The 20939-nt window shown below is 50.7% G+C and carries 14 protein-coding genes; 1 reads left to right on the forward strand and 13 read right to left on the reverse strand.

What is annotated here, in order from left to right; genetic code table 11:
• The first annotated feature begins 12 nt into the window (after window positions 1-12).
• Window positions 13-2085, forward strand: a complete 2073-nt coding sequence (locus CODIS_RS04610) for an RND transporter family protein (RefSeq protein WP_069121706.1) — start codon at window positions 13-15, stop codon at window positions 2083-2085.
• Here CODIS_RS04610 and CODIS_RS21220 read toward each other — a convergent pair.
• The 13 genes from CODIS_RS21220 to prsK all read right to left on the reverse strand — a co-directional run bounded on the left by CODIS_RS21220 (window position 2054) and on the right by prsK (window position 20787).
• Window positions 2054-2923: a hypothetical protein gene (locus CODIS_RS21220; protein WP_069121707.1), complete on the reverse strand. Its 870-nt coding sequence runs from the start codon at window positions 2921-2923 to the stop codon at window positions 2054-2056. The genes CODIS_RS04610 and CODIS_RS21220 overlap by 32 nt on opposite strands.
• 75 nt (window positions 2924-2998) lie before the next feature.
• Window positions 2999-3343, reverse strand: a complete 345-nt coding sequence (locus CODIS_RS04620) for a hypothetical protein (protein WP_154723007.1) — start codon at window positions 3341-3343, stop codon at window positions 2999-3001.
• Between the two features lie 181 nt (window positions 3344-3524).
• Complete coding sequence (locus CODIS_RS04625; protein WP_235615125.1) at window positions 3525-4160, reverse strand: lytic transglycosylase domain-containing protein; 636 nt, start codon at window positions 4158-4160, stop codon at window positions 3525-3527.
• Between the two features lie 96 nt (window positions 4161-4256).
• Window positions 4257-4745, reverse strand: coding sequence for a YchJ family protein (locus CODIS_RS04630; protein ID WP_069121710.1), 489 nt, complete (start codon window positions 4743-4745; stop codon window positions 4257-4259).
• A 426-nt stretch (window positions 4746-5171) separates the two neighbouring features.
• Window positions 5172-9083 (reverse strand): ATP-dependent RNA helicase HrpA, encoded by a 3912-nt coding sequence (hrpA, locus tag CODIS_RS04635; RefSeq protein WP_320410398.1) that lies wholly within the window; start codon window positions 9081-9083, stop codon window positions 5172-5174.
• 328 nt (window positions 9084-9411) lie between these two features.
• Entirely contained in the window at window positions 9412-10812 is a 1401-nt protein-coding gene (locus tag CODIS_RS04640; RefSeq protein ID WP_069121712.1) for an NAD(P)(+) transhydrogenase (Re/Si-specific) subunit beta, read from the reverse strand.
• Window positions 10813-10823: 11 nt separating this feature from the next.
• On the reverse strand, window positions 10824-11111 hold the full coding sequence (locus CODIS_RS04645) for a proton-translocating transhydrogenase family protein (RefSeq protein ID WP_069121713.1): 288 nt from the start codon (window positions 11109-11111) through the stop codon (window positions 10824-10826).
• Between the two features lie 43 nt (window positions 11112-11154).
• The gene (locus tag CODIS_RS04650; protein WP_069121714.1) at window positions 11155-12252 is read right to left on the reverse strand and encodes a Re/Si-specific NAD(P)(+) transhydrogenase subunit alpha; all 1098 of its coding nucleotides are present in this window, start codon (window positions 12250-12252) and stop codon (window positions 11155-11157) included.
• 537 nt (window positions 12253-12789) lie between these two features.
• Window positions 12790-13734: an XrtA-associated tyrosine autokinase gene (locus CODIS_RS04655; protein ID WP_069121715.1), complete on the reverse strand. Its 945-nt coding sequence runs from the start codon at window positions 13732-13734 to the stop codon at window positions 12790-12792.
• Between the two features lie 29 nt (window positions 13735-13763).
• On the reverse strand, window positions 13764-14405 hold the full coding sequence (locus tag CODIS_RS04660; protein WP_069121716.1) for an XrtA/PEP-CTERM system exopolysaccharide export protein: 642 nt from the start codon (window positions 14403-14405) through the stop codon (window positions 13764-13766).
• A 40-nt stretch (window positions 14406-14445) separates the two neighbouring features.
• Window positions 14446-17259 carry an XrtA/PEP-CTERM system TPR-repeat protein PrsT gene (gene prsT, locus CODIS_RS04665; protein WP_083220553.1) on the reverse strand — a complete coding sequence of 938 codons (2814 nt, stop codon included), beginning with the start codon at window positions 17257-17259 and terminating at the stop codon, window positions 14446-14448.
• A 58-nt stretch (window positions 17260-17317) separates the two neighbouring features.
• Window positions 17318-18658: a PEP-CTERM-box response regulator transcription factor gene (gene prsR, locus CODIS_RS04670; protein WP_069121718.1), complete on the reverse strand. Its 1341-nt coding sequence runs from the start codon at window positions 18656-18658 to the stop codon at window positions 17318-17320.
• A gap of 23 nt (window positions 18659-18681) precedes the next feature.
• Window positions 18682-20787: an XrtA/PEP-CTERM system histidine kinase PrsK gene (gene prsK, locus CODIS_RS04675; RefSeq protein ID WP_069121719.1), complete on the reverse strand. Its 2106-nt coding sequence runs from the start codon at window positions 20785-20787 to the stop codon at window positions 18682-18684.
• Between the last annotated feature and the right edge of the window lie 152 nt (window positions 20788-20939).

A 20939-nucleotide genomic window follows, 5' to 3' on the forward strand; every position in this document is an offset into this window, starting at 1 on the left:
AGCGGCATTCGGATGAATCTCCGCCTCACCTTTGCAACCGCTCTGATGATCACGGTTTGGGCCGTCATGTCGACATGGTTCCAACCATCGCCGACCCCGACTGTCGAACAACTGCTGCCGCCCCAAACCCTTGCAAAATCGAAACAGATTCGTGACTCGCTGAACAGTCATGCGCAATTCGCACTGCTGAATCTCCCCGCAGCGCTGCCACAGGCATCGAGAGAACGACTCCTGAGACAAATCCACGAATCGATCCCAGATCTGCAGATGCTCTGTATATCCTCACCGCCTGCGAGCGATCCATCCGTTGCCGCCCGACTCACACTGACAGATTGCAGCAACGATGAACAGGATCGTTCCGATACAATCCTTTTCTGGCGCAGCACTTCCAAATATCAAGCGGAGGCTCATGTATCGCTCTACCATGCTTTAGAGACAAAGCTTGCTGAAAATCCGACACCCGTCGCCGCCAAACAGAGTCAGCTGTTTGCACCCGAATTGGTTCGCAGCGCATCCTGGCAGGCCGCCGCCGATGATCTGGTTATTATTGCACCTCTGCTGGGCATAATTATCATTGCAGTCCCTTTGCTTGCATTCAGGTCGTTGGCGGCGCCGGCATTCATTTTCTTAACAGCCAGTGTGACGACCTCAACCACTCTGCTGTTGTTCAATCTAAGCCTGCATGGCGGTTTTAACGCCTTACTGCTTGCGGTGATACCATTGGTCTGGGCAGTATCCTCGATGGATGCGGCACATCTGGTCGAACGTATCGAATCCCATCGCGGACGCGGCTTGTCCCGTTGCTTCCAGCGGGCTGTTCGCGAATTGGCCGCTCCCTGTGCAGTCACCACGGCGACAACTTTCATCGGATTTGGGGCACTTGCGCTGCAAGGCGACTCCCCGCTGTTGCGCAGTTTCGGTTTGACCGCGGCCGCCGGTACACTGCTCGCTTTTATGTTTACCTTCCTGCTCGGTTGGCTGCTGCTGAATCATGAAAATACAGCGCACTCACAGAGATACACCATCAGTCCTATAGCCACCATGTGCCATACGCTTGTCAAAGCTGCCCTCCGGCACCCCCTGTTAACACTGGTATTGTGGATTTTATTTGCTGCATCGCTAACCCTCTTTGCCACTCGGGTTACGACCGAAACCCCATTCCCGAATATTTTTTCCCATGGTCATCCACTGAGCGAAACCACCGAGAAACTGCAGCAATCTCTAAACAGTGACTTACGTCCCTTTACCATCTATTTAGCCGCGGAAAAACCCAGCGGTGAAGACAGGAAGCGTCTGTTGCACGCCTTAAATACCACCACTGATTACCTAACTAAATTACCTGAGTCACGCCTTGTCTTGCCTGCCGCGATAGTACAAACGTTTTGTGATCAGCCGTGTCTCGACGACACCACGAGTTCGAATCAATGGAAAGAGCTGATTGACGACAGCGGTGTTGTCCGAATGGATGTCTTCTTCTCATCTCTCGATCAGGCACGGCAAAGGGAAATTGTCGCCTGGCTGGAAAATTTCGATCGTACCATGCTGGGTCATCACAGGCTGGTGTTCGATGGTCCCGGTTATCTCTATCCGGCGGTGGAATCACTCGGTGTGTCGGGGGCGGTCAACGGCTTACTCTTTTCGCTCACCGGTGTGTTGCTGCTTCTCTGGTTGGTGTTTCGCCAAATCAGCCTTGTCGCCCCCGCTCTGCTTGTAACCCTGTTGCCGCTTTGGCTCGTTGTCGGCTGTATGGGAGTGGCCGGCGTCGACTGGTCACTCGCCTTGCTGGGGGTTCCGGCTATGCTGTTCGGCCTCGCGGTCGACGATTCCATTCATCTGCTGTGGCACCGTCAATCACCTGCATCGCTGAATCTCATCCTGCGTCGCAATGCCCTCAGAAGCGGTGCGGCGCTGACGACGACAACGGTGATGTTGTGTCTCAGTATCACCACTTTGAGCCTCTCCTCACTTCAAGCCAACCAGGAGATAGCTCTCCTGCTGGCTTTCGGCATGGCCCTAGCCCTGCTGATGGATCTGACACTCCTGCCCGCAGCCATCAACTTGTTGAGACGCAAATCACCTCGATAACCGCAGTAAAGACTACCGCCCCTCCTGCGCTCTTCCTCACCTCTATGGTTGCACCGGGCGCCGCGCTCGTACTGGCGCTCATGGCATTGACGAGGGCTGAAAACACCCCATCATGCGGTGTTACGGCACCGTCTACGCTGTAGATCAGCGTTCTCAGCCCTGTCGAAGGTGTAATTCCCTCCGATGTGAAGGTGTTTCCGGCTGAACTACCGCTGACCACCGCCCTGAATCGCAGGTGATAGGTGGTACCCTGATGGGCCGCCTTGATCTCCTTGCGGTAGGTGCCCGCCACAGGAAAACCCTCGCCAACACCGAAACTGCTGTTATTGAAACCGTCGGCACAAATACCGGCGTTGCCGAACAACACCAGATCTGTGATATTCGGTGCGTCTGCCGGATCGAGGCCAATGGCCGAAAGACTTATCTCATCGGTGTTGTCGGATGGATTCCAAAAGCCCTCGAGGCCGCACTTCTTGCGATAGATATCGCTGTCACTGCCGTTGAAGGGAACATCAAGATAGAGCAAGGTGCCTGACTCCAATGCAGTTCGCAAGGCAGAGATGGCGCTGGCGTCAGTCAGGATATCCTGCATCGGACATGGAGTGACACTGGAAAAGTCCGCGGTCTGCAGTACCAGATTGCCTGAAATGCTACCATTTCCATCACCGGTGGAATCACCTCCACTATCGCCTCCAGCGTCACCACTATCACCCCCTGAATCTCCGCTGTCCGTAGTGGTTCCGCTATTACCATCGTCATTGTCATCATCACCCGGACATCCACTTAATATAAGCGCAACAGAGAGCATCAAGAGCAGTTGCAGCAACTTTTTCATCATCCACCTCAGTTTTAAGTCTGTGATTCAATGTTCTGTTTTTTTTACCGCTAACCCTACAAACCCTAGCATTGATTTTCAATTCTCCAACTCAATACATGATTGTGCCAGCCGATCCGCCCACCGCTCGGTAGGGAAGGCACAATACGGAATCCCTTGAAAGAATCCCGCCTTTTTCATAATCGCCCAGCTGAATGAAGGCAGGCCGATCAACGGAATGTAGAGCGGGCCGAGCAACAGAGATTGTCGGTAGTGGCCATACTCATGATAGAGCAGCGTGTCGCCGCTGGGTGTTGCCTGATAAAATAGAAAGGGCCCCAAACTGACACCACCCTGCAGCTTGTTATAACGTATGGCGCGTACCCCCTGCCATACGCCAATATCTTCTGCCTCCCTGTCCAGCAAGCCCCTCACTGTAACCAACCAACAACATCCCATCAGCGTCTGCGGCAGACACCATGTCCAGTTCAGCAAATTCGAAAGTTTAATACCCATTCGTTGTGAATTGTGTTGTTCAGCCCTTGAGCCAGGAGCGTAAACAGTCGTTAGATCGGAGGAAATGCCTCAGACAATTCGGGGCTCGTTGACACTAGTCCAATCGGCCCTAATTGAGCATAGCTAGGCGGTTGCGTTCAAACTCGTGAAGAACCTTCTTCACGTAGTTTTGTGTCTCCGGATAGGGCGGGATCGTATTTCCATACTTGAACACCGCATTTTCACCCGCATTGTAAGCTGCAAGAGCCAGTTTGATATCGAATTCGAACATCTTCAGCAGATCCTTCAAATACTGAGCACCGCCTTGAAGATTCTGTTTAGGGTCATAGGAGTCATTGACGCCGTAACGATTTGCGGTAGCCGGCATCAACTGCATCAATCCGCGTGCACCCTTGCTGGATATTGCTTTCGGGTTGTAGGCCGACTCGACCATCACCACCGCGTGCAGCAATCCCGGATGAAGATGGAGCTGCCTGGCAATATCATCGATTACCGGTGTCAGCTCAGCCTTGTTTTTGCGTAGACGCGCCAAACTGTAGTTGCTTCGACTATTGCGTTTCTTCTTCCCGCTACGCCATAACAGACGATAGTTGCCCTTCATGGGCTTATCGGTGAAATGGATGCTGCCATCACTACCCCGATACTTATAAATCTCTGCACTTACCGACATAGGCACGCAGAAACAGACTGCCATCAGGAGCAGCTGCCTCAAAGCATGCTTAGCGCTGATTGATCTTGGTTTCACGCAATCCTTTCCTATGTCGATCTAGGGCCTGTTAACAGGCCCTAGGGCAATTGTCGGCAAAAAACGGATAAACTTGAAATCAAATGATTCTCCGGTTCATACGCCGCAACATTTCTTATATTTCTTACCGCTGCCGCAGGGGCATGGATCATTCCGGCCGACCTTCGGCTGGTGGCGTTTCTCGGTTTTCGGCACCACAAGCTGGCCGTCAACAAAATACCAATCGCCGTCCTGTTTGAGAAAACGGCTGATTTCATGATGCGGCCTGACCATCCCCCCTTCTTTATAGGTAGCGATAAACTCCACACTACCCTCTTCGTCGGCCTCTCCTCCACCTTGAACATCCACAATCTGCAAGCCCAGCCACTCGGCATTTTCCGCCCATCGCCGCGTGGCTTCAATATCGTGATCATGACGATGATCCGGGTGCAGGGATTGATGTAGGAACTCGGCCTTTCTGGCGCCAAACGCGCTGTAACGTGCACGCATCAGTTTCTCGGCTGTATCCGCCTTTGCAGCACCCTCATGGATCGGTCCGCAACAGCTCTCATAGGCGACACCAGATCCACAGTAACATCCAGCCATGGTCTCCTCCGCATGAATAATTATTAAGTGGGAACAATAACATAGCACCTCTTTAACACCAAGGGGACGATGGCTGCCTGTGATTTGAGCCAAGATTTGCCGCCACGATGGTCTTGGCGATAAACGGCTCCTGCTTTGGGCACTTCCGTACCGTTACGGCAAGCGAGTGATCAGGGCCTGGTGCCCTCTCTTCAGAACGAAAAAAAGGTGGGTGAACACCCACCTTGAAGGCCTCTATCATTGAGGCTGTAGACTGGAATAACGGAACGATTCCACACTGAGTCCGCCTCTATTCAGTTAACCGGTATAGGCATTCTCTAAAACCATTCCATCGCAGCTAACTCTAACAGCGCTCCATGACAGTCTTATGACAGTGGGGGGGGCGATCGGAATATTTAACCCGGAATCGAAATGATGGGGCTGGGATTAGAGCCCCAGCTCTTTGATACGCTTCAGTAGACGTTTGATCGAGATGGGATAGGCGGTTCCCAGATCCTGGGCGAACAGGGAAATGCGTAACTCCTCCAATCCCCAGCGGATCTCCTCGATGCGGTCGTCAACCCGTCCACGCTGCCTGCATTGCTGATTCCACTGCTCCCATCGCTGTTGCAGTTCCGCCATTTCATGCATGCGCTGCCGGTCTCGTGCCGCGGCGTGGGTCAGTTTGTCGACTCTTTTCGAAATACCCCGAAGGTATCTGGGGTAGTCGCTGAGCCGTTCATCCGGCACTTGTTGCAGAAAACCACGATAGACCAGACGCTCCAGTTGATGCTGCATATCCATTGCAGCGCTCATCCAGTTGACCTGGGTGATTGCGCCTACCGCTTTTCTGGTTTGATGGCTCAGTTCCAGTATCTCCAGCAGTTGTTGACAGCTGCTGTTCGCCTGCTGCATCAGTCTTCCCCGCCTGCTGCTCAACCGCTCTTCAAAACACTTACCATCGCGAATCTCCGGGAGTTGGTTGAGAAATGTGCGATCGACGATGAACGATACCAATTCATCTTCAAGATCCCGATGGTCTCCGCCTTCCCGATCTTTCTCCACCGCAGGCACCTTGGCATAAAGCAGGCGCATCCGGTCGAGCTGGTCGAGGTTTTTTCGCAGATAGCGAATCTCCTTGGGCATTTTCAACATTATCAGCCGTCTCACCCCCTCCTTGTGGGAACGCAAGGCGCTGCTCTCGGCATCGAGCAGACGAATCGCTACGCTCTCTCCTTCATCCACCAAGGCAGGATAGCCCTGGAGTGTAATTCCTCCCTGTTCTATTCCCAACTGTTTCGGCAGCCTATCGAAATCCCAATCCTTCAGGCCGTTGCGTTCAAAACCGGGTGAGTTGAGATGCCGGTGCTGCGCCTGCGGCTGACCCGCATGCCGCCGCTTCATACCTGCCAGATCCCGGCCCTGCTCCAAGGTGGATCCACCCTGATCGACAACCCGCACCCGCATGCGCAAGTGAACGGGAATATCCTCCTCAGTCCATGCATCTTCGGGGATATGGACTCCGCTGAGCTGTTTCAATCGTTCTCCAAGTACCTGTATCAGGGGCCTGTCACTGCCCGGCAAATCGGCAAGACAGGCATCGGCAAATTCAGGAACAGGTACGAATGAACGCCTTAGAGATTTAGGTAATCCGCGGATCAGAGAGATCACGCGTTCTCTCAGCAATCCAGGTACCAGCCACTGCAGACGCGCCTCGGTGATCTGATTCAGTACATCCTGTGGAACAATCAGCGTAAGGCCATCCTGTGCGCTCCCGGGATCGAACTGGTACTCCAGGGGTAGTCGCATGCCATTGATATCGAGATGATCGGGAAACTGCTCACTGGAGATCCGTTGTGAACCGTCCCTCATCAGATCGGACTCATCCATGTATAAGCGTTTCGACTGTTGCTTGGACTGCTGCCGCAACCATTTTTCGAATCCGGGTGTGGTTGAAATGCCCTCGGGTATCCGCTGATCGTAGAAACTGTAGATACGTTCTTCATCCACCAGAATATCCCGCCGTCTCGATTTGGCTTCCTGGTCATGAATGGCCTCGATCAACGTCTGATTGTGACGCCAGAAGGGCGCCCGCGTGTAAAAGTCCCCGTCCACCAACGCCGAGCGGATGAAAATATCCCTGGCGACCACCGGATCGATGGGTGAGAAATTGATCTTACGGCGCGGAATCAGGGTGATGCCGAACAGGGCGACTTTCACATACCCGGCAACCTGGCCGCGTTTTTTCTCCCAATGGGGTTCAGAGTAGCTGCGTTTCACCAGGTGTCCCGCTGCCTTCTCAACCCACTCAGGTTGAATCACCGCCAAGGTTCGCGCATAGAGTTTGCTGGTCTCCACCAACTCGGCCGCCATGACCCACTTCGGCTGCTTTTTATAGAGAGCGGAACCGGGATGGATGAAAAAGCGTGTATTCCGCGCTCCCAGATATTCATGGCTGTTGCTCTTTAAACCGATATGACTCAAAAGACCACTCAATAGGGCCCGATGGATCTCCTCATAACCCGCCTCGGCACTATTTTCACGCAACCCCATCTCGTGCAGTTGTCCACGCAATTGTTGGTGTATGTCATGCCACTCCTGAACCCTGTTCCAGGAGAGAAAATGCCGCTTGCACCAACGGTGAAATTTGTTTTTCGATAGATGTTTTCTCTGCCTCTCGACCTCCTCCCAGAGTGCAAGGTAACTCAGGAAATCAGACTGCTCATGACGAAATCTCGTATGGGCCTCATCCGCCAACTGCTGCTTATCCACCGGACGTTCCCGCGGATCCTGCACACTCAGTGCGGCTGCAATCACCATTACCTCTTTCATACAGTGGCTATGGGCCGCAGAGAGGAGCATCCTGCCGATACGCGGATCCACAGGCAGCCTGGCGAGCTGCTGGCCAAGGCGGGTTATCCTGCGATCACCGGCGACCGCGCCGATCTCTTCCAGTATCCGGTAGCCATCCTTGATGAGACGATTATCGGGGGGATCGATAAAGGGGAAGTCACTGATCTCACCCAATCCAAGTAGTTTCATCTGCAGGATAACTGAGGCCAGATTGGTACGCTGTATTTCCGCTTCGGTAAAGGGACGACGGGCCAGGAAATCCTCTTCCGTAAAGAGGCGGATGCAGACCCCGGCGGCGAGACGGCCGCAGCGGCCTTTGCGCTGATCCGCCGAAGCTTGGGCTATGCGCTCCACAGGCAGGCGTTGCACCTTGCTGCGATGACTATAGCGACTGATGCGCGCATAGCCGGTATCGATAACATAACGTATGCCCGGTACCGTCAGTGAGGTTTCAGCCACATTGGTGGCCAATACGATACGCCGGCTCGTATGGGGTTTGAACACCCGGTTCTGATCCTCAATGCTGAGTCGCGCATAGAGCGGCAGTACCTCGGTGGCGGGAAGTCTGTGTTTGCGTAAGGTCTCCGCTGTCTCGCGTATCTCCCGCTCGCCACTCAAAAAGATCAATATATCGCCCCGGTCGATCAGTGACAGCTCATCCACTGCATCCACGATGGCCTGCTGTAGCGGGTCGTCGCGTTCGTTCTCCCCCCCCTCGACCGGCGGTCGGTAACGCACCTCCACCGGATATGTGCGACCCGATACCTCTACGATGGGTGCATTATGAAAATATTCGGAGAATCTCTGAGGATCTATGGTCGCCGAGGTAATGATCAGTTTGAGATCGGAACGTCTGATGCACAGCTGTTTCAGATAGCCCAGCAGGAAGTCGTTATTCAGACTGCGTTCATGGGCTTCATCGATAATCAAAGTATCGTATTGATTGAGATAGGGGTCCTGCTGGATTTCAGCAAGCAGTATCCCATCCGTCATCAGTTTGATATAGCTATGGGGACCAACGCGGTCGTTGAAACGCACCTTGTAGCCCACCGCCTGACCAGTGGTGGAGCCCAATTCACTCGCCACGCGTGTTGCCAGTGTCCTGGCGGCGACCCGGCGCGGCTGTGTGTGACCGATATATCCCGACAGGCCAAGACCGAGGTCGAGACAGATTTTGGGCAGCTGTGTCGATTTACCCGAACCGGTTTCACCACACAGCACGACCACCTGATGATCCAGAATCAGCGCCTTGATCTCATCGACCCGCTGGCTGATAGGCAATACCTCGGGATAGGTGACTTGTGGCAGATTCTCGCGGCGTTGCATCAGGCACTGCTGTGACGACCGAATGGAGTGCCAGAGCTTCATCAGCCCTTGTGAATAATCCCCCCCACTGGCTTCACGTTTCCTCAGACCGCGAAGTTGTCGATAGAGGCGGTGCCGATCCCGCAGCATGCAATGCCTGATCTCTAACGGATCGGGAAAATCATTGAGAGTCGCGCTCACGATAACACTATAGGAGGGTTCAATGCTGCTATATGTTGATTAATTGATCGTCAAAAGCACCGGCCAGACGCCATGGGCTTTATCCTGACATTATATGAATCGTACTTGGTTTCTGCCTTCCCACGCTGGAGCGTGTGGTCAGTACTGCGTTGGGTATCAATATACCACACCGATAAACGTCAGGTTCCGGTGCGGTAAGCCGCACCCTACACTTTTGGATTGGATCCATCCAGATTATGATGGATTTCCAGCACTGCACGGTGGGATAGGCCCAACCACATAGCAGCCGATTCGAAATGAATTCAGCAGACAGTTAACAGACTTTGGATCAATGACCACCACCCTTCAACGCTGTCACCATACCTTCGATCGTATCCTTGGCATCACCGAAGATCAGTGAAGTGTTGTCCTGATAGAACAGCAGGTTGTCGACACCGGAGTAACCGGGATTCATGGATCGTTTGAGGAAATAGACCTGCTTCGATTTCGCCGCATCCAGTATCGGCATGCCGTAAATTGGGCTGGAGGAGTCTGATCTGGCTGCTGGATTGACCACGTCATTGGCGCCCACCACCAGCGTGACATCGGAAGTGGGGAATTCCGGGTTGATCTCATCCATCTCGAGGACGTGGTCATAAGGAATATCCGCTTCGGCGAGCAACACATTCATGTGTCCAGGCATACGCCCGGCTACAGGATGAATTGCAAACTTTACCGTCACATCCCGCTCTTCAAGCAGCTCCAACACCTCTTTCAAAGCATGCTGCGCCTGGGCCACCGCCATACCGTAACCCGGTACGATGATGACCTTGTTGGCATCTTCCATCCAGTAGATGGCGTCCTCTACCGAGGCTGACTTGACACCCTTCTCGGCAGCCACACCCACCGCGCTGGGCGCACCATCCGACTCACTGCCGAAACCACCGAACACGACATTGATGATGGAACGGTTCATGGCCCGGCACATGATGAAGGAGAGGATAGCGCCCGAAAAACCGACCAAGGCACCGACAATGATCAGCAACAGATTACCCAGGGTAAAACCCGTTGCCGCGGCAGCCCATCCTGAATAACTGTTTAGCATGGATATGATAACCGGCATATCCGCACCACCGATGGGAATGATCAGCGTAAATCCCAGTACGAATGACAGCAGGGTGATCAATACCAGCGAGGTCATACTCCCTGTCATGCCAAAGTGGACACCGAGTAAGACCGTGGTGATTGCGATAGCTGCATTCAAGGCATGCTGTCCCTTGAATTTAACCGGCGCCCCGCTTACCAATCCCTGCAGTTTTGCAAACGCCACCACTGAACCGGAGAAGGTGATCGCACCGATGATGATACCCGCCGATAACTCCCCCATCATGACCGGGTTGAGGGTACCTGCGGCATCGTGGTTGAGATAGGTGCCGATAGCCACCAGTACCGCAGCCATACCCACGAAGCTATGCAGCGCCGCCACCAACTGCGGCATAGCGGTCATCTGCACGCGGGCAGCCAGCACCGTACCAATCACCGCGCCGGCGATCACACCGACCAGGATGAAGCCATATGACTGCACTTCCTGACTGAATAAGGTGGCCAGGATGGCAATGGCCATACCCGCCATGCCGAGATAGTTTCCGCGTCGTGCCGATGCCGGATGGGTAAGGCCTTTAAGCGCCAGAATGAACAGGATTGCTGAAATCAGGTAGGCAATCGCTTGGGTATTTGCTGATATCTCCATCGGTCAGGCACTCACTTATCTTTTTTCTTGAACATGGCCAACATCCGGTTGGTTACCAGGAACCCACCAAAGACGTTGATCGAAGCCAACAATACCGCGACGAAGCCAAAAATCTCAGCAGCGGTACCTGCTGTCTCCAGGCCGGTCACCAACAGGGCACCCACGATGATGATCCCCGATATAGCGTTGGTCAGTGCAACCAAGGGTGTATGCAACGAGGGGGTTACCCCCCATATCACCCAGTAACCGATAAAGCAGGCAAGAACGAAAACATATAATGCAACCAGTGTGTCAGGCATGGGATCACTCTCGTATAGGTTGTTTTTGTGACATGGAGCTGACTTAAGACTCGGACCTCAGACGCATCGCCTTGGTGATCTCATCTTCCTCAAGATCCTTCAGCTCCAGGCCGCCTTCACCCTTATCCACCATGATATTGAGCAGATTCATGATGTTTCCCCCATAGAAGGCACTCGCATCAGAAGCCACCATGGAGGGGTAATTGGTATGACCGACAATCGTCACGCCATGCTTTACAACCACCTTGTCGGCCTCGGTCAAGGGACAATTGCCACCTGTCGCCGCTGCCAGATCGATCACCACCGATCCGTCACGCATATTCTTGATCACCTCCTCGGTAACCAACACGGGTGCAGGTCGGCAGGGGATTAAAGCGGTGGTGATAATGATATGTGCCTTGCTCAACTCATCAGCAAGAGCTTGCTGCTGCTTCGCCTTAGCCTCTTCCGATAACTCTTTGGCATAGCCGCCCTCACCGGAGCCGCTCTCGCCGATATCGAGTTCAATGGCCTTGGCGCCCAGGGATTCGATCTGCTCCTTGGTTTCCGGACGTACGTCATAGGCGAGCACATCGGCCCCAATTCGTCTCGCAGTTGCAATCGCCTGCAGGCCTGCGACACCGGCACCCAATACCACCAATCTGGCCGGCTTTGCCGATCCTGCCGAGGTCATCATCAATGGCAAAAAACGTCCGTAGTGGAGAGCGGCTTCAATTACTGCGCGATAACCCGCGATATTGCTTTGCGAAGAGAGGGCATCCATAGCCTGTGCCCTGGATATTCTGGGAACTCTCTCCATCGCAAGATAGACGATCTCTTTCTCCAGTATCGTATTCAGCGTTTCATCGAGTTCGCAGGATTCAATATGAGCGATCAATATCGATCCCTTGGGGAGTTCAGCGGCCTCGCTCGCCGAAGGCTTGCGCACACGTACCAGGATGTCGGCATTCAATGCGTCTTCGGGAGCGACTATCTCAGCGCCTGCGTCCCGATAATGTTCATCGGTATAATCGGCGTTTTCACCGGCGCCGGCGGAAACCTTGATGGTAAAACCTTTATTAATCAGTTTCTTGACGATTTCCGGTGAAAGAGCGACACGTCTTTCCCCCACCGCTGTTTCTTTCAATAGGCCTATTTTCATCGTTTTTCTACTCAGCCAAATTTAGGTCGTGTTAGCACTTTGTCGAGCGCGCATAATTATCCAGACTAATGCCTTGATTCACAAGATTAGACAAATGTCACAATTCCTGCCTGCCCCGGATACCCCTGAAGCAGAAAACAGCCTTAAAATTAATACTATATTTCCTTTAATAACAGAATGTTAGATATGCTTGAAATAACTGATTACAGTTATTCTACGTTTCCTTCATGTAACAAAACCTGATAAATACTGGTGGGATAGAGAATATGTATTTTGGGAATATTTTCACATTTTAATCGATCAGGTAATAGCTTTGGATGCCGAAACAGGGGCTGAACAGTAATTTTCCGGTGAGAATCAGGCAACTCACTCTTTTGTTCCCATTCAGCTGCTATCGAGAATTGGTACACAAGCGTTACTGGTGGTGAACAGTCACCCCCGGTACTTGCAGAAAACCGGCAGAAGAAAGCATATAACAAACGGATGTTATCAATTCGGATTAGTTCTTAGGGCCTGTTAACACTAATCCAATCGGTCCTAATAATAGGTACCGTAGTAATTGTCACCTTTGACTTCCCGACTCTTGTTAAGCACCAAACCGATTGCCTTGTCGCTGTCCAGGCGGCTCAGCGTATCCTTGATCGCTTCAACAGGTGTCCCTCCAGCTTCCACCACGACCAGGACCTGCCCCATGTGCTGGTTTAGTACGATTGATTCACTGGTTGATAGCATGGGAGGAGAGTCGAAAATGATGATCCGGTCCTGATACCTTACAACCACTTCATTCAGGAACTCCTCCATCTCTTTGCTGGCGAGTAGCTCCGTCGACTTTTCCGAGCGTTTTCCGGCAGAGATTACTTTTAGCCTTGGGATTTGTGTTTCGAGTATGACATCACCAACGGTACAGCTTTTATCCTCAAGCAGATCGATAAGCCCCTTTTCCTTTTCGATACCAAGCAGCGTACTCAAGGAGCAGCGCAATACATCACCATCAATCAGGAGCACAGTCGAATCGAGTTCCGTAGATATACTCAAGGCAAGATTCATTGCGGTAAATGTCTTACCTTCCGATGGCAGTGAACTGGAAATGGATATCAGATTGCCATGCTCTATCGGTGCCGCACCCTTACCCAGGGCGTTCATAATAACCGGACGTTTTATAATTCGATACTCTTCAGAGAGTTGCTTATTGCCGGAATGGGGTACGATATATCCCACTCGAGACAGTGATTCGTAGTCCAGATGAATCTTCTTGGCACTACTTCTCGCGACAGGCTCCCTGCTGACAGGAATAGTGGGTTCGGCAGATTGCTGTCCACCCGCAGCAGGCATGACAGACGCTGTTTGCTCCAGTACCGGCTTGGCTTTTTCAATCGTTCTATCACGATTTGTAACATCCGCTGTTTTGGCTGATTCGTTCGCATTACCTTTATTCGATTTGGTTTTTGCTAAACGCTCAATGGCTTTTTCAATGCTGCTCATCTAAACCGCTTTCCTGTGATTGATGGGTATTAAAACCATGTTTCCGGGATAATCAGTACGTCTCCAGGCATCATTTTAACATTAGCAGATATATCCCCATCTCTGATCAAATCGTCAAGGCGGACTCGATACTCTGTTGTTTTTCCGTTTACCTTCCTGACCACCTTTGCTTTGTTACCCGCTGCGAAATCTGTCAAACCGCCCACAGCGATAATGACATCGAGCAAGGTCATACCATCCCTGTAGTTGATCGACTGCGGTTGAGAAGCCTGACCGACAACACGTACCTGTTCAGTATACCGACCCACAAACTCTGTCACGCTGACCGTCACTTTGGGTGATTTCACGAATTTGGAAAGTTTGGCTTCAAGGGTTCTGGCCAATTCAGTCGGTGTTTTTCCACTCGCAGGCAGATCCTCCACCAGGGGTGTAGTGATCATACCATCTGGACGGACCACCACCTGAGTTGAGAGCTCGCTGTCCCCCCACACGAAGACATTGAGTGTATCTCCGGGTCCGATCACGTAAAGCGGTGAATCCGGCCCAGCGACTGTGGTGGGAACCTGATTTTCTGGAGATGTCATCTCGGGTGGGCTTGAACATGCCGCCAGCATGATTGTTGAAAGAACCCAGAGAAAACCCAGTATTTTCTTGTAACCTATTGATAACATATTGCTTTCCTGATATCCAATGATGTTAACTTGAACTATTTTAACCCTTAATTTGAGAGATCTCACTCAAAAGCTTCTTTGCTTCCTCTGATTCGGGGAAGTCCGCATGGTCTTTGCTGAGCGTCACCAATACCTCTTTCGCCGCTTTCACATTGTCCGACTCTGCAAGCATAACAGCATAATGATAAAGAATAGACGGGTCTGAGGCCGTATCCATAATCGTTGACAATATTTTCAAAGCCGTAGCCGTGTCTCCCGATTTATGAGTCAACCAGGCATAGGTATCCACTACCGACTGAGTGGCGTTTCCTGAAATTTCATAGGCAAGTTTCGCTTGGTCAAGCGCTTTTTGAGGATCCTGATCAAAATTTAGCAGCGCAGAATTGTTAAGGGCTACTATATTTCGCGGGTTCTCCTCCAGCAGATCACTATATAATTTAAGTGCTGCATTCATTTTCCCCATCGTCTGATAGACGATCGCCAGCGCTAACTGTACCTGCTGATTGTTCTTATGAGATCTCTTCCAGCTAGTCAACAGGTTGATCGCACTCATCGCGTCTTTATTCTTGATATACAGGTCTGACAACTGCTGTATCAGGATAAAGGGGGATTTGGGTGTGGCTTCTGCTTCCAGGGTGTTGATCGCTTTGACTATATCTCCCCTTGCTTCATGGTAGTTGGCTTGAAGCGTCACACCCACAAGTCTGGTCTTATCGTTATCGAGCAGTTGCTCTATTATCGTTTCAACCTGCTGATAATTCCTATCCCGCAACTCCAATTTGTAACGCAACAGTTTGCCTTTAATGGATAAAGGTATCTTTCTATCCAATTTTTGCAGGGTAGTTCTTGCAGCCTCTAGATCCCCTCTCTTAGTCTGAAGATCGGCCAGTTGCAAATAGGCCATCTCACTGTCCGGGTTATCATCCAGCAACTTTTTAATGGTTGACTCTGCCTGATTATAGTGGCCTGTCTGCTGATCGATCAGGGCAAGCAGGGATATGATGGCAGGGTTGTCGCTCTGCCGAAGCTGCTTGTCATCAAGATAAACTGCGGCCTTTTCCGGCTGTTTCCTTCTTAAGTAGTATCTGGCCAGAATGACCCGAGGCAGCCATGAATCCTTACCCGTTTCAATGGCTTTTTCCAACCATGCCAGTGCCTCTTTTTGGCTGCCCGAACGTTCACTAATCTGTGCTAGCAGCATCATCGCATTGACATTGCCTGGCTCTCTGGCAAGCACTAGATTGAGCCTGTCGCTTCCAGCCATCAAACGACCATCCTCAAGATCCATCCTTGCCAGTGCCAACTGGCCGGGAATGAATTCGGCACTTTTACTGACTGCGTCAGTAAAGTACCGCCTTGCATAGTTTCTGTTCCCTGAATTGAGCTCTATCATGGCACGCAGATAGAGATCTCTAGGACGTTCTCCCTCACGCGTCAGAAGCTGATCAGACAGTTTCCGCGCAGAGTCGAAATCCTGTTTCTTGATATATGAAAGGATCAACAGCGTATCTCTGTTCGATGACTCTCCTTCCCATTTGTCCTCCAACTCGGATATAGCCTCATCGACAGACCCATGATTGATATAGAGTCGAGCCAGTTCCTCACGAATGCGGGTGTCACTGGGATTGACGTGCGCAGCCTTTTTAAGAAACTCGATCCCCTTGGAATACTCCCCTGACTGACTGGCCGCGAGACCAATCATGGTCAATATCTGATCATCATTGCTGTCGGCACCACCAGATTCGAGCAGAGCCAGGGCCTCTTTCGGTTTATCCAATCGCAACTTGATTTCACCAAGAAGCTTTCTAGCCTGGAGATGGGTTGGCACCTGATTGACATATCTCGTCAGCAGTATATTTGCCTGTTCCAAATTGTTTTCAGAAAAGTGCAAAGCGCCAAGCAAAAGGGTTGTCGGCAGGTGATTGGGCATAACCGAGTGCGCCTGAAACAACTTGGTAACTGCACTCTCATAATCCTGCTTCAAATAATCATACAGACCTGAGAGATAGGCAACGTATGGATTCTTTTTGTATTGAGCCTCTAACTCTCGAATGTATACACTGCTCTCATCCAATCTCTTCAGGTGAAAAAACAAATGGATGAGATTGACTTTGATGATATACGCATCTTGCTTGGGATCATCTTCGTCTATCAGTGAAAGCGCACCCTTCAACAGTTCAACCGCCTTACCGTGATCCTCCAGTTTTACATGTAAGGATCCCAGGTCACGCCATACCTTATAGTCCTTTTTATCTATCTCCAATGCACGCTGTAAATACTCCAACGCCTCAGTATCATCGTTCCTCATACTTGCCGCTTTCGCCAGCGATCGCAATGCAGTGACACTTTCCGCATCCTTCTCAAGCATCTTTTCGGCAAGTACCGTTCCCTTCTCCACCTCTTCCACACTGAGATAAGAGTGAGAGACAACACCCCACACCCTCATAGGTTGGATGCTGTCAAGTGCCCCTTTTTCGTACGCCTCTACAATCTCTTTATGTTTCCCTTGCAACTCCCAGGAAGACATTAAGATAAGTTGCACATCGGCCGTAGGCGACTTGTCGCTTAAAACTGTTTTTATCTCTTTTTCTGCAGAAATCCCGTCGCCTTTTTTCAAGTAACTTCTGGCGAGTAATTGTCTGGCATCGGTATTTGCAGAATTATTCTGAAGTATTTGCTTGAGCTCAATAATCGCTTTCGAGTAGTTTCCGCTTTCATAACTGGTTTTAGCCGAAGCCAAGGCTTCACTGTCATCTTTACCGACTGTGCATGCGGACAGCATAAACTGCAGCATGATTACAGGTAGTAATGCCCAAAGGTTCAATAGCCTTACGTTGTTCACTGCCCTTGTCATTTCAGAACCACCATCAAATACAGCCGTATTGAAAACACTCTGCAACTCCGGAATCGATCTATTTCAGACCGTATTTATTCACCAGGTCATATAGGGTCGGTCTGCTGATACCCAGTAGATCAGCCGCCTTTGATACATTTCCACCAACAAAGCTCATGGCCCGTATGATCGCTTTTGCCTCTGCCTGCTCCCTGACCTCTCTCAAATTGACCGGCATCACATCCTCGCTCCCTTCAGTCAATTGCAGTTCACTGGGAGTAATCAATTGGTCGTCAGCCATAACCACAGAACGTTTTATTCTGTTTTCAAGCTCTCTGACATTCCCCGGCCAGTTATAACCCTCGATGGCTTTCAATGCTTCCTTAGTGAATCCGCTGACTTTCGAAGTATTTTGCTTGGCATATTTTTTTAAAAATGACCAAGCCAACAGTACTGCATCACCCGCACGCTCTCTTAGTGGTGGTATATTGATAGAGATTTCACTGATTCGGTAATAGAGATCCTCGCGAAACTCACCCTGCGCTATTTTCTCTTCCAAATCCTGATTGGTTGCACAGACCACCCGGACATCCACAGGTATTTCTTCCCTACCGCCAATCCTCTCGATTACCCTTTCCTGTAAAAAGCGCAGCATTTTCGCCTGCAAACCCATGGGCATATCGCCTATCTCATCGAGAAACAGGGTTCCCCCATTTGCTGTCTCAATCTTTCCTACCGTCCTTTTCGAGGCACCTGTAAAAGCACCTTTTTCATAGCCGTAAAGCTCGCTCTCCAAAAGATTTTCCGGTATCGAAGCACAGTTTATAGCGGCAAATTTCTCACCGCTTCTGTCGCTCAAGGCATGGATGGCCCTGGCAAGCACCTCTTTGCCGGTGCCGCTTTCACCCAGCAGAAGTGCTGTTATATCCGTCGGACTTATCTTCTCTATTATCCTGCATATTTCCAGCATTTCCGGACTGTTTGCGATAACGCCATCCAGTGGTGAATTGCGTTGCATGTTATTTAGCCTGCGATTCTCATCTTCCAGGCCATGTACATTGAATGCGCGTTCGATAATAACCCGCAATACATCAGGGTCTATCGGTTTCTGATAAAAATCATAGGCGCCCAATTCGATCGACTTCAGGGCATTCTCACGATCGTCATTACCCGTCACCACTATGACTTTTGTTTGAGGAATTAAATTCAATATTTCTTGCAATGTGGCGAATCCCTCGCTGACATTGGTCGGGTCGGGCGGCAAACCGAGATCAAGGGTAACCACAGGCGCTGATGTCTTCCTCAGACAGTTGATGGCACTCTTCCTGTCACCGACGATATGTACCTCATATCCGTCAAAGCTCCATTTGAGTTGACGCTGGAGTCCCGGATCATCCTCAACTATTATTAGCGATTTCATCTGGTTAGTAGCTTTACTCACAACTACGCCTCTGCCGTGGTCGATATGTGATTATTGATTGCTTGTCCCGCAACCTCAAGCGGTATACTGATCTCGAACTTAGTTCCAACACCCTTAACGCTCTCCACCTTCATCTTGCCATTCAGGGAATTCACATACTCCCTGGTTTCGTAGACACCAATTCCCATCCCGGCATTTCCTTTTGTCGTTTGAAACGGTCGAAACAACCTTTCCTTAATGAACAATGCATCCATCCCAACCCCATTATCCTCAATCGTAATCACTGCATCGTTGTTGTCACGGTCCACGGTCACATCGACCTTACCATCTTCCTGGGATGCTTCCTGTGCATTTTTTATCATATGCACCATAATGGCGGTGAAACGATCCTTGTCGGCGATGATTTTCAGGAAATTGGCATTGATCGTAAGTCGCGGCTTGGGCAAATAGGCATAAAGTTGATTAACAACCTGCGCAACCGATTCTTCCACATAAAATTCTTTTGATTTTGTTGATTCGAACCTTCCCTGCCTCAACTGGGTGAGCAATCGTCCCATTTTACTGACTGCATTGCCAATCGTTTTAACCGCATCATCCATAAATTCAGGATTGTTTTTATGCCGTTCGGCATTCTTTACCACCAATTCCAATTGGGCAATCAGGTTTTTCAGGTCATGTACCACAAATGCCGAGAGCCTGTTGAAGGCCTCGAATTGATTAGCCTGATTCAACGCCTCCGAGGTTTGTAACAATGCAAGATAACTGCCCGCCTGCTTCGCCGCAGCCTTGATGAGATCCCTGTCCTCCCAATTGACCGATTTGCTTAGCTTTGGCTGTGACAGTAAGACAAAGCCAAGAAGCTGTTCGTGGTGTTTGACGGGTATGATCAACCAGGCATTGTCAATAGCGATAAGTTGGTCATCAAGTTTCAGGCTTTCATAGCGCTCTGGGAACTGTTTGTATTCATCGACGTCGATAATCCAGTCACTGTTGGAAAAATATGTCACCAATGAATCACTTGAATCGAATAAGATATTGTTTGCTGACACTTGCCAGTGACTGACACACTGGTAACCGCCAGCATTATCCGACATCCAGAGGTATCCCCCACCTGCATCGATTGATTCGGAGATCGCCTGTATCACCCGAATACGGATCTCCTTACCCCCTCTACCGTTGGAGAGTGTCTGCACAACCCGCAACCACTCATCACGCCAGTCATACTTGTAGCTGAAGAAGTGTTTGTTGACAAAGACCTTTAACTTTGAACGCAGGTTACCCGAAAACAATGCCGTGATGAGAAAGATGACACCTGCGAATACAAAGGCAACCTGAGTCGCTTTACCCCAACTTCCCCCGTAAAAGCGGATGTAATAGCCAACCGCCGCCATCGTTACCAGGTAGGCCCCTGCGGCGATGATTGTGGTGGCATGAAATACCACCTGTTTCGAGACAAAGACGCGCACGGACCAGCTGGGATTTCTTGTTGCCGCAATCGCCACAAAAGGTACAGCGAGCGCACTGGTCAGTCCCCTCGCCTGCCACAGCGTGGTATCCACCCGATTAAACAACAATGCTTCAGCGTAAAGGAAAAAATCGTAGACAAACAGGACACCCATCCCGAGATAGAGATATTTGACGGACCAACGCATCTCGGGTCTTGTGCTGCGATAGAGTTGTTCGATCAGGGTCAGTCCGGTTATCGCGAATCCCAGATAGCCCACTAACGGGTAACTTGCAAAGCCCCCTGTACCAATCGGCACAGGGAAGAGCTGGGATATCGGCTCGACTGCAATCAGTACGGTTGATCCGATAAGTATGGCGATCGGAATGTAGGCCAGATTCCGCAGGTTTTTGCCGCAGGCCTGTTGCAAATTAAACAGTAGGCGGAACAGAAAAACGAACCATGCAATATTTCTTGCTATCTCGAAGATATGATAAGCAGTTCTGGTGAGGACGGATTCGTCCACCTGCAAAGCAACAGCAGCCAGCGCCCAGCATGCTGTGGTCACGGAAGCTGTCAGCAAATAGATCCCCTCTATTCGCCCGCGCCAGCTGGTCACAAGCATCACACTGAAGAGCAGGAATAGTGTGGCCGATATGGCATAACCGATGATTCCGATACTCAAGCAGCTAATCCTCTATAGCGATTTCCACACAGCCATGTAAATGAACTTTTTACCTGCATTGGTGTACGTATTATCCTGAATACTTATAAGCACATTCAATTACAGGCACCCTGTGCAAATAGATGAATGCATTATTATTCAATAAGTTAACA

The organism is Candidatus Thiodiazotropha endolucinida (assembly GCF_001715975.1).
In the GTDB taxonomy this organism is placed as follows: Bacteria; Pseudomonadota; Gammaproteobacteria; order Chromatiales; family Chromatiaceae; genus Thiodiazotropha; species Thiodiazotropha endolucinida.

Bases quoted from the DNA above. Each gene is read 5' to 3' on its own strand.
- CODIS_RS04610 (WP_069121706.1), top strand. From the start codon at position 13: ATGAATCTCCGCCTCACCTTTGCAACCGCTCTGATGATCACGGTTTGG.
- CODIS_RS21220 (WP_069121707.1), bottom strand. From the start codon at position 2,923: ATGATGAAAAAGTTGCTGCAACTGCTCTTGATGCTCTCTGTTGCGCTT.
- CODIS_RS04630 (WP_069121710.1), bottom strand. From the start codon at position 4,745: ATGGCTGGATGTTACTGTGGATCTGGTGTCGCCTATGAGAGCTGTTGC.
- CODIS_RS04640 (WP_069121712.1), bottom strand. From the start codon at position 10,812: ATGGAGATATCAGCAAATACCCAAGCGATTGCCTACCTGATTTCAGCA.
- CODIS_RS04645 (WP_069121713.1), bottom strand. From the start codon at position 11,111: ATGCCTGACACACTGGTTGCATTATATGTTTTCGTTCTTGCCTGCTTT.
- CODIS_RS04650 (WP_069121714.1), bottom strand. From the start codon at position 12,252: ATGAAAATAGGCCTATTGAAAGAAACAGCGGTGGGGGAAAGACGTGTC.
- CODIS_RS04655 (WP_069121715.1), bottom strand. From the start codon at position 13,734: ATGAGCAGCATTGAAAAAGCCATTGAGCGTTTAGCAAAAACCAAATCG.
- CODIS_RS04660 (WP_069121716.1), bottom strand. From the start codon at position 14,405: ATGTTATCAATAGGTTACAAGAAAATACTGGGTTTTCTCTGGGTTCTT.
- prsT (WP_083220553.1), bottom strand. From the start codon at position 17,259: ATGACAAGGGCAGTGAACAACGTAAGGCTATTGAACCTTTGGGCATTA.
- prsR (WP_069121718.1), bottom strand. From the start codon at position 18,658: ATGAAATCGCTAATAATAGTTGAGGATGATCCGGGACTCCAGCGTCAA.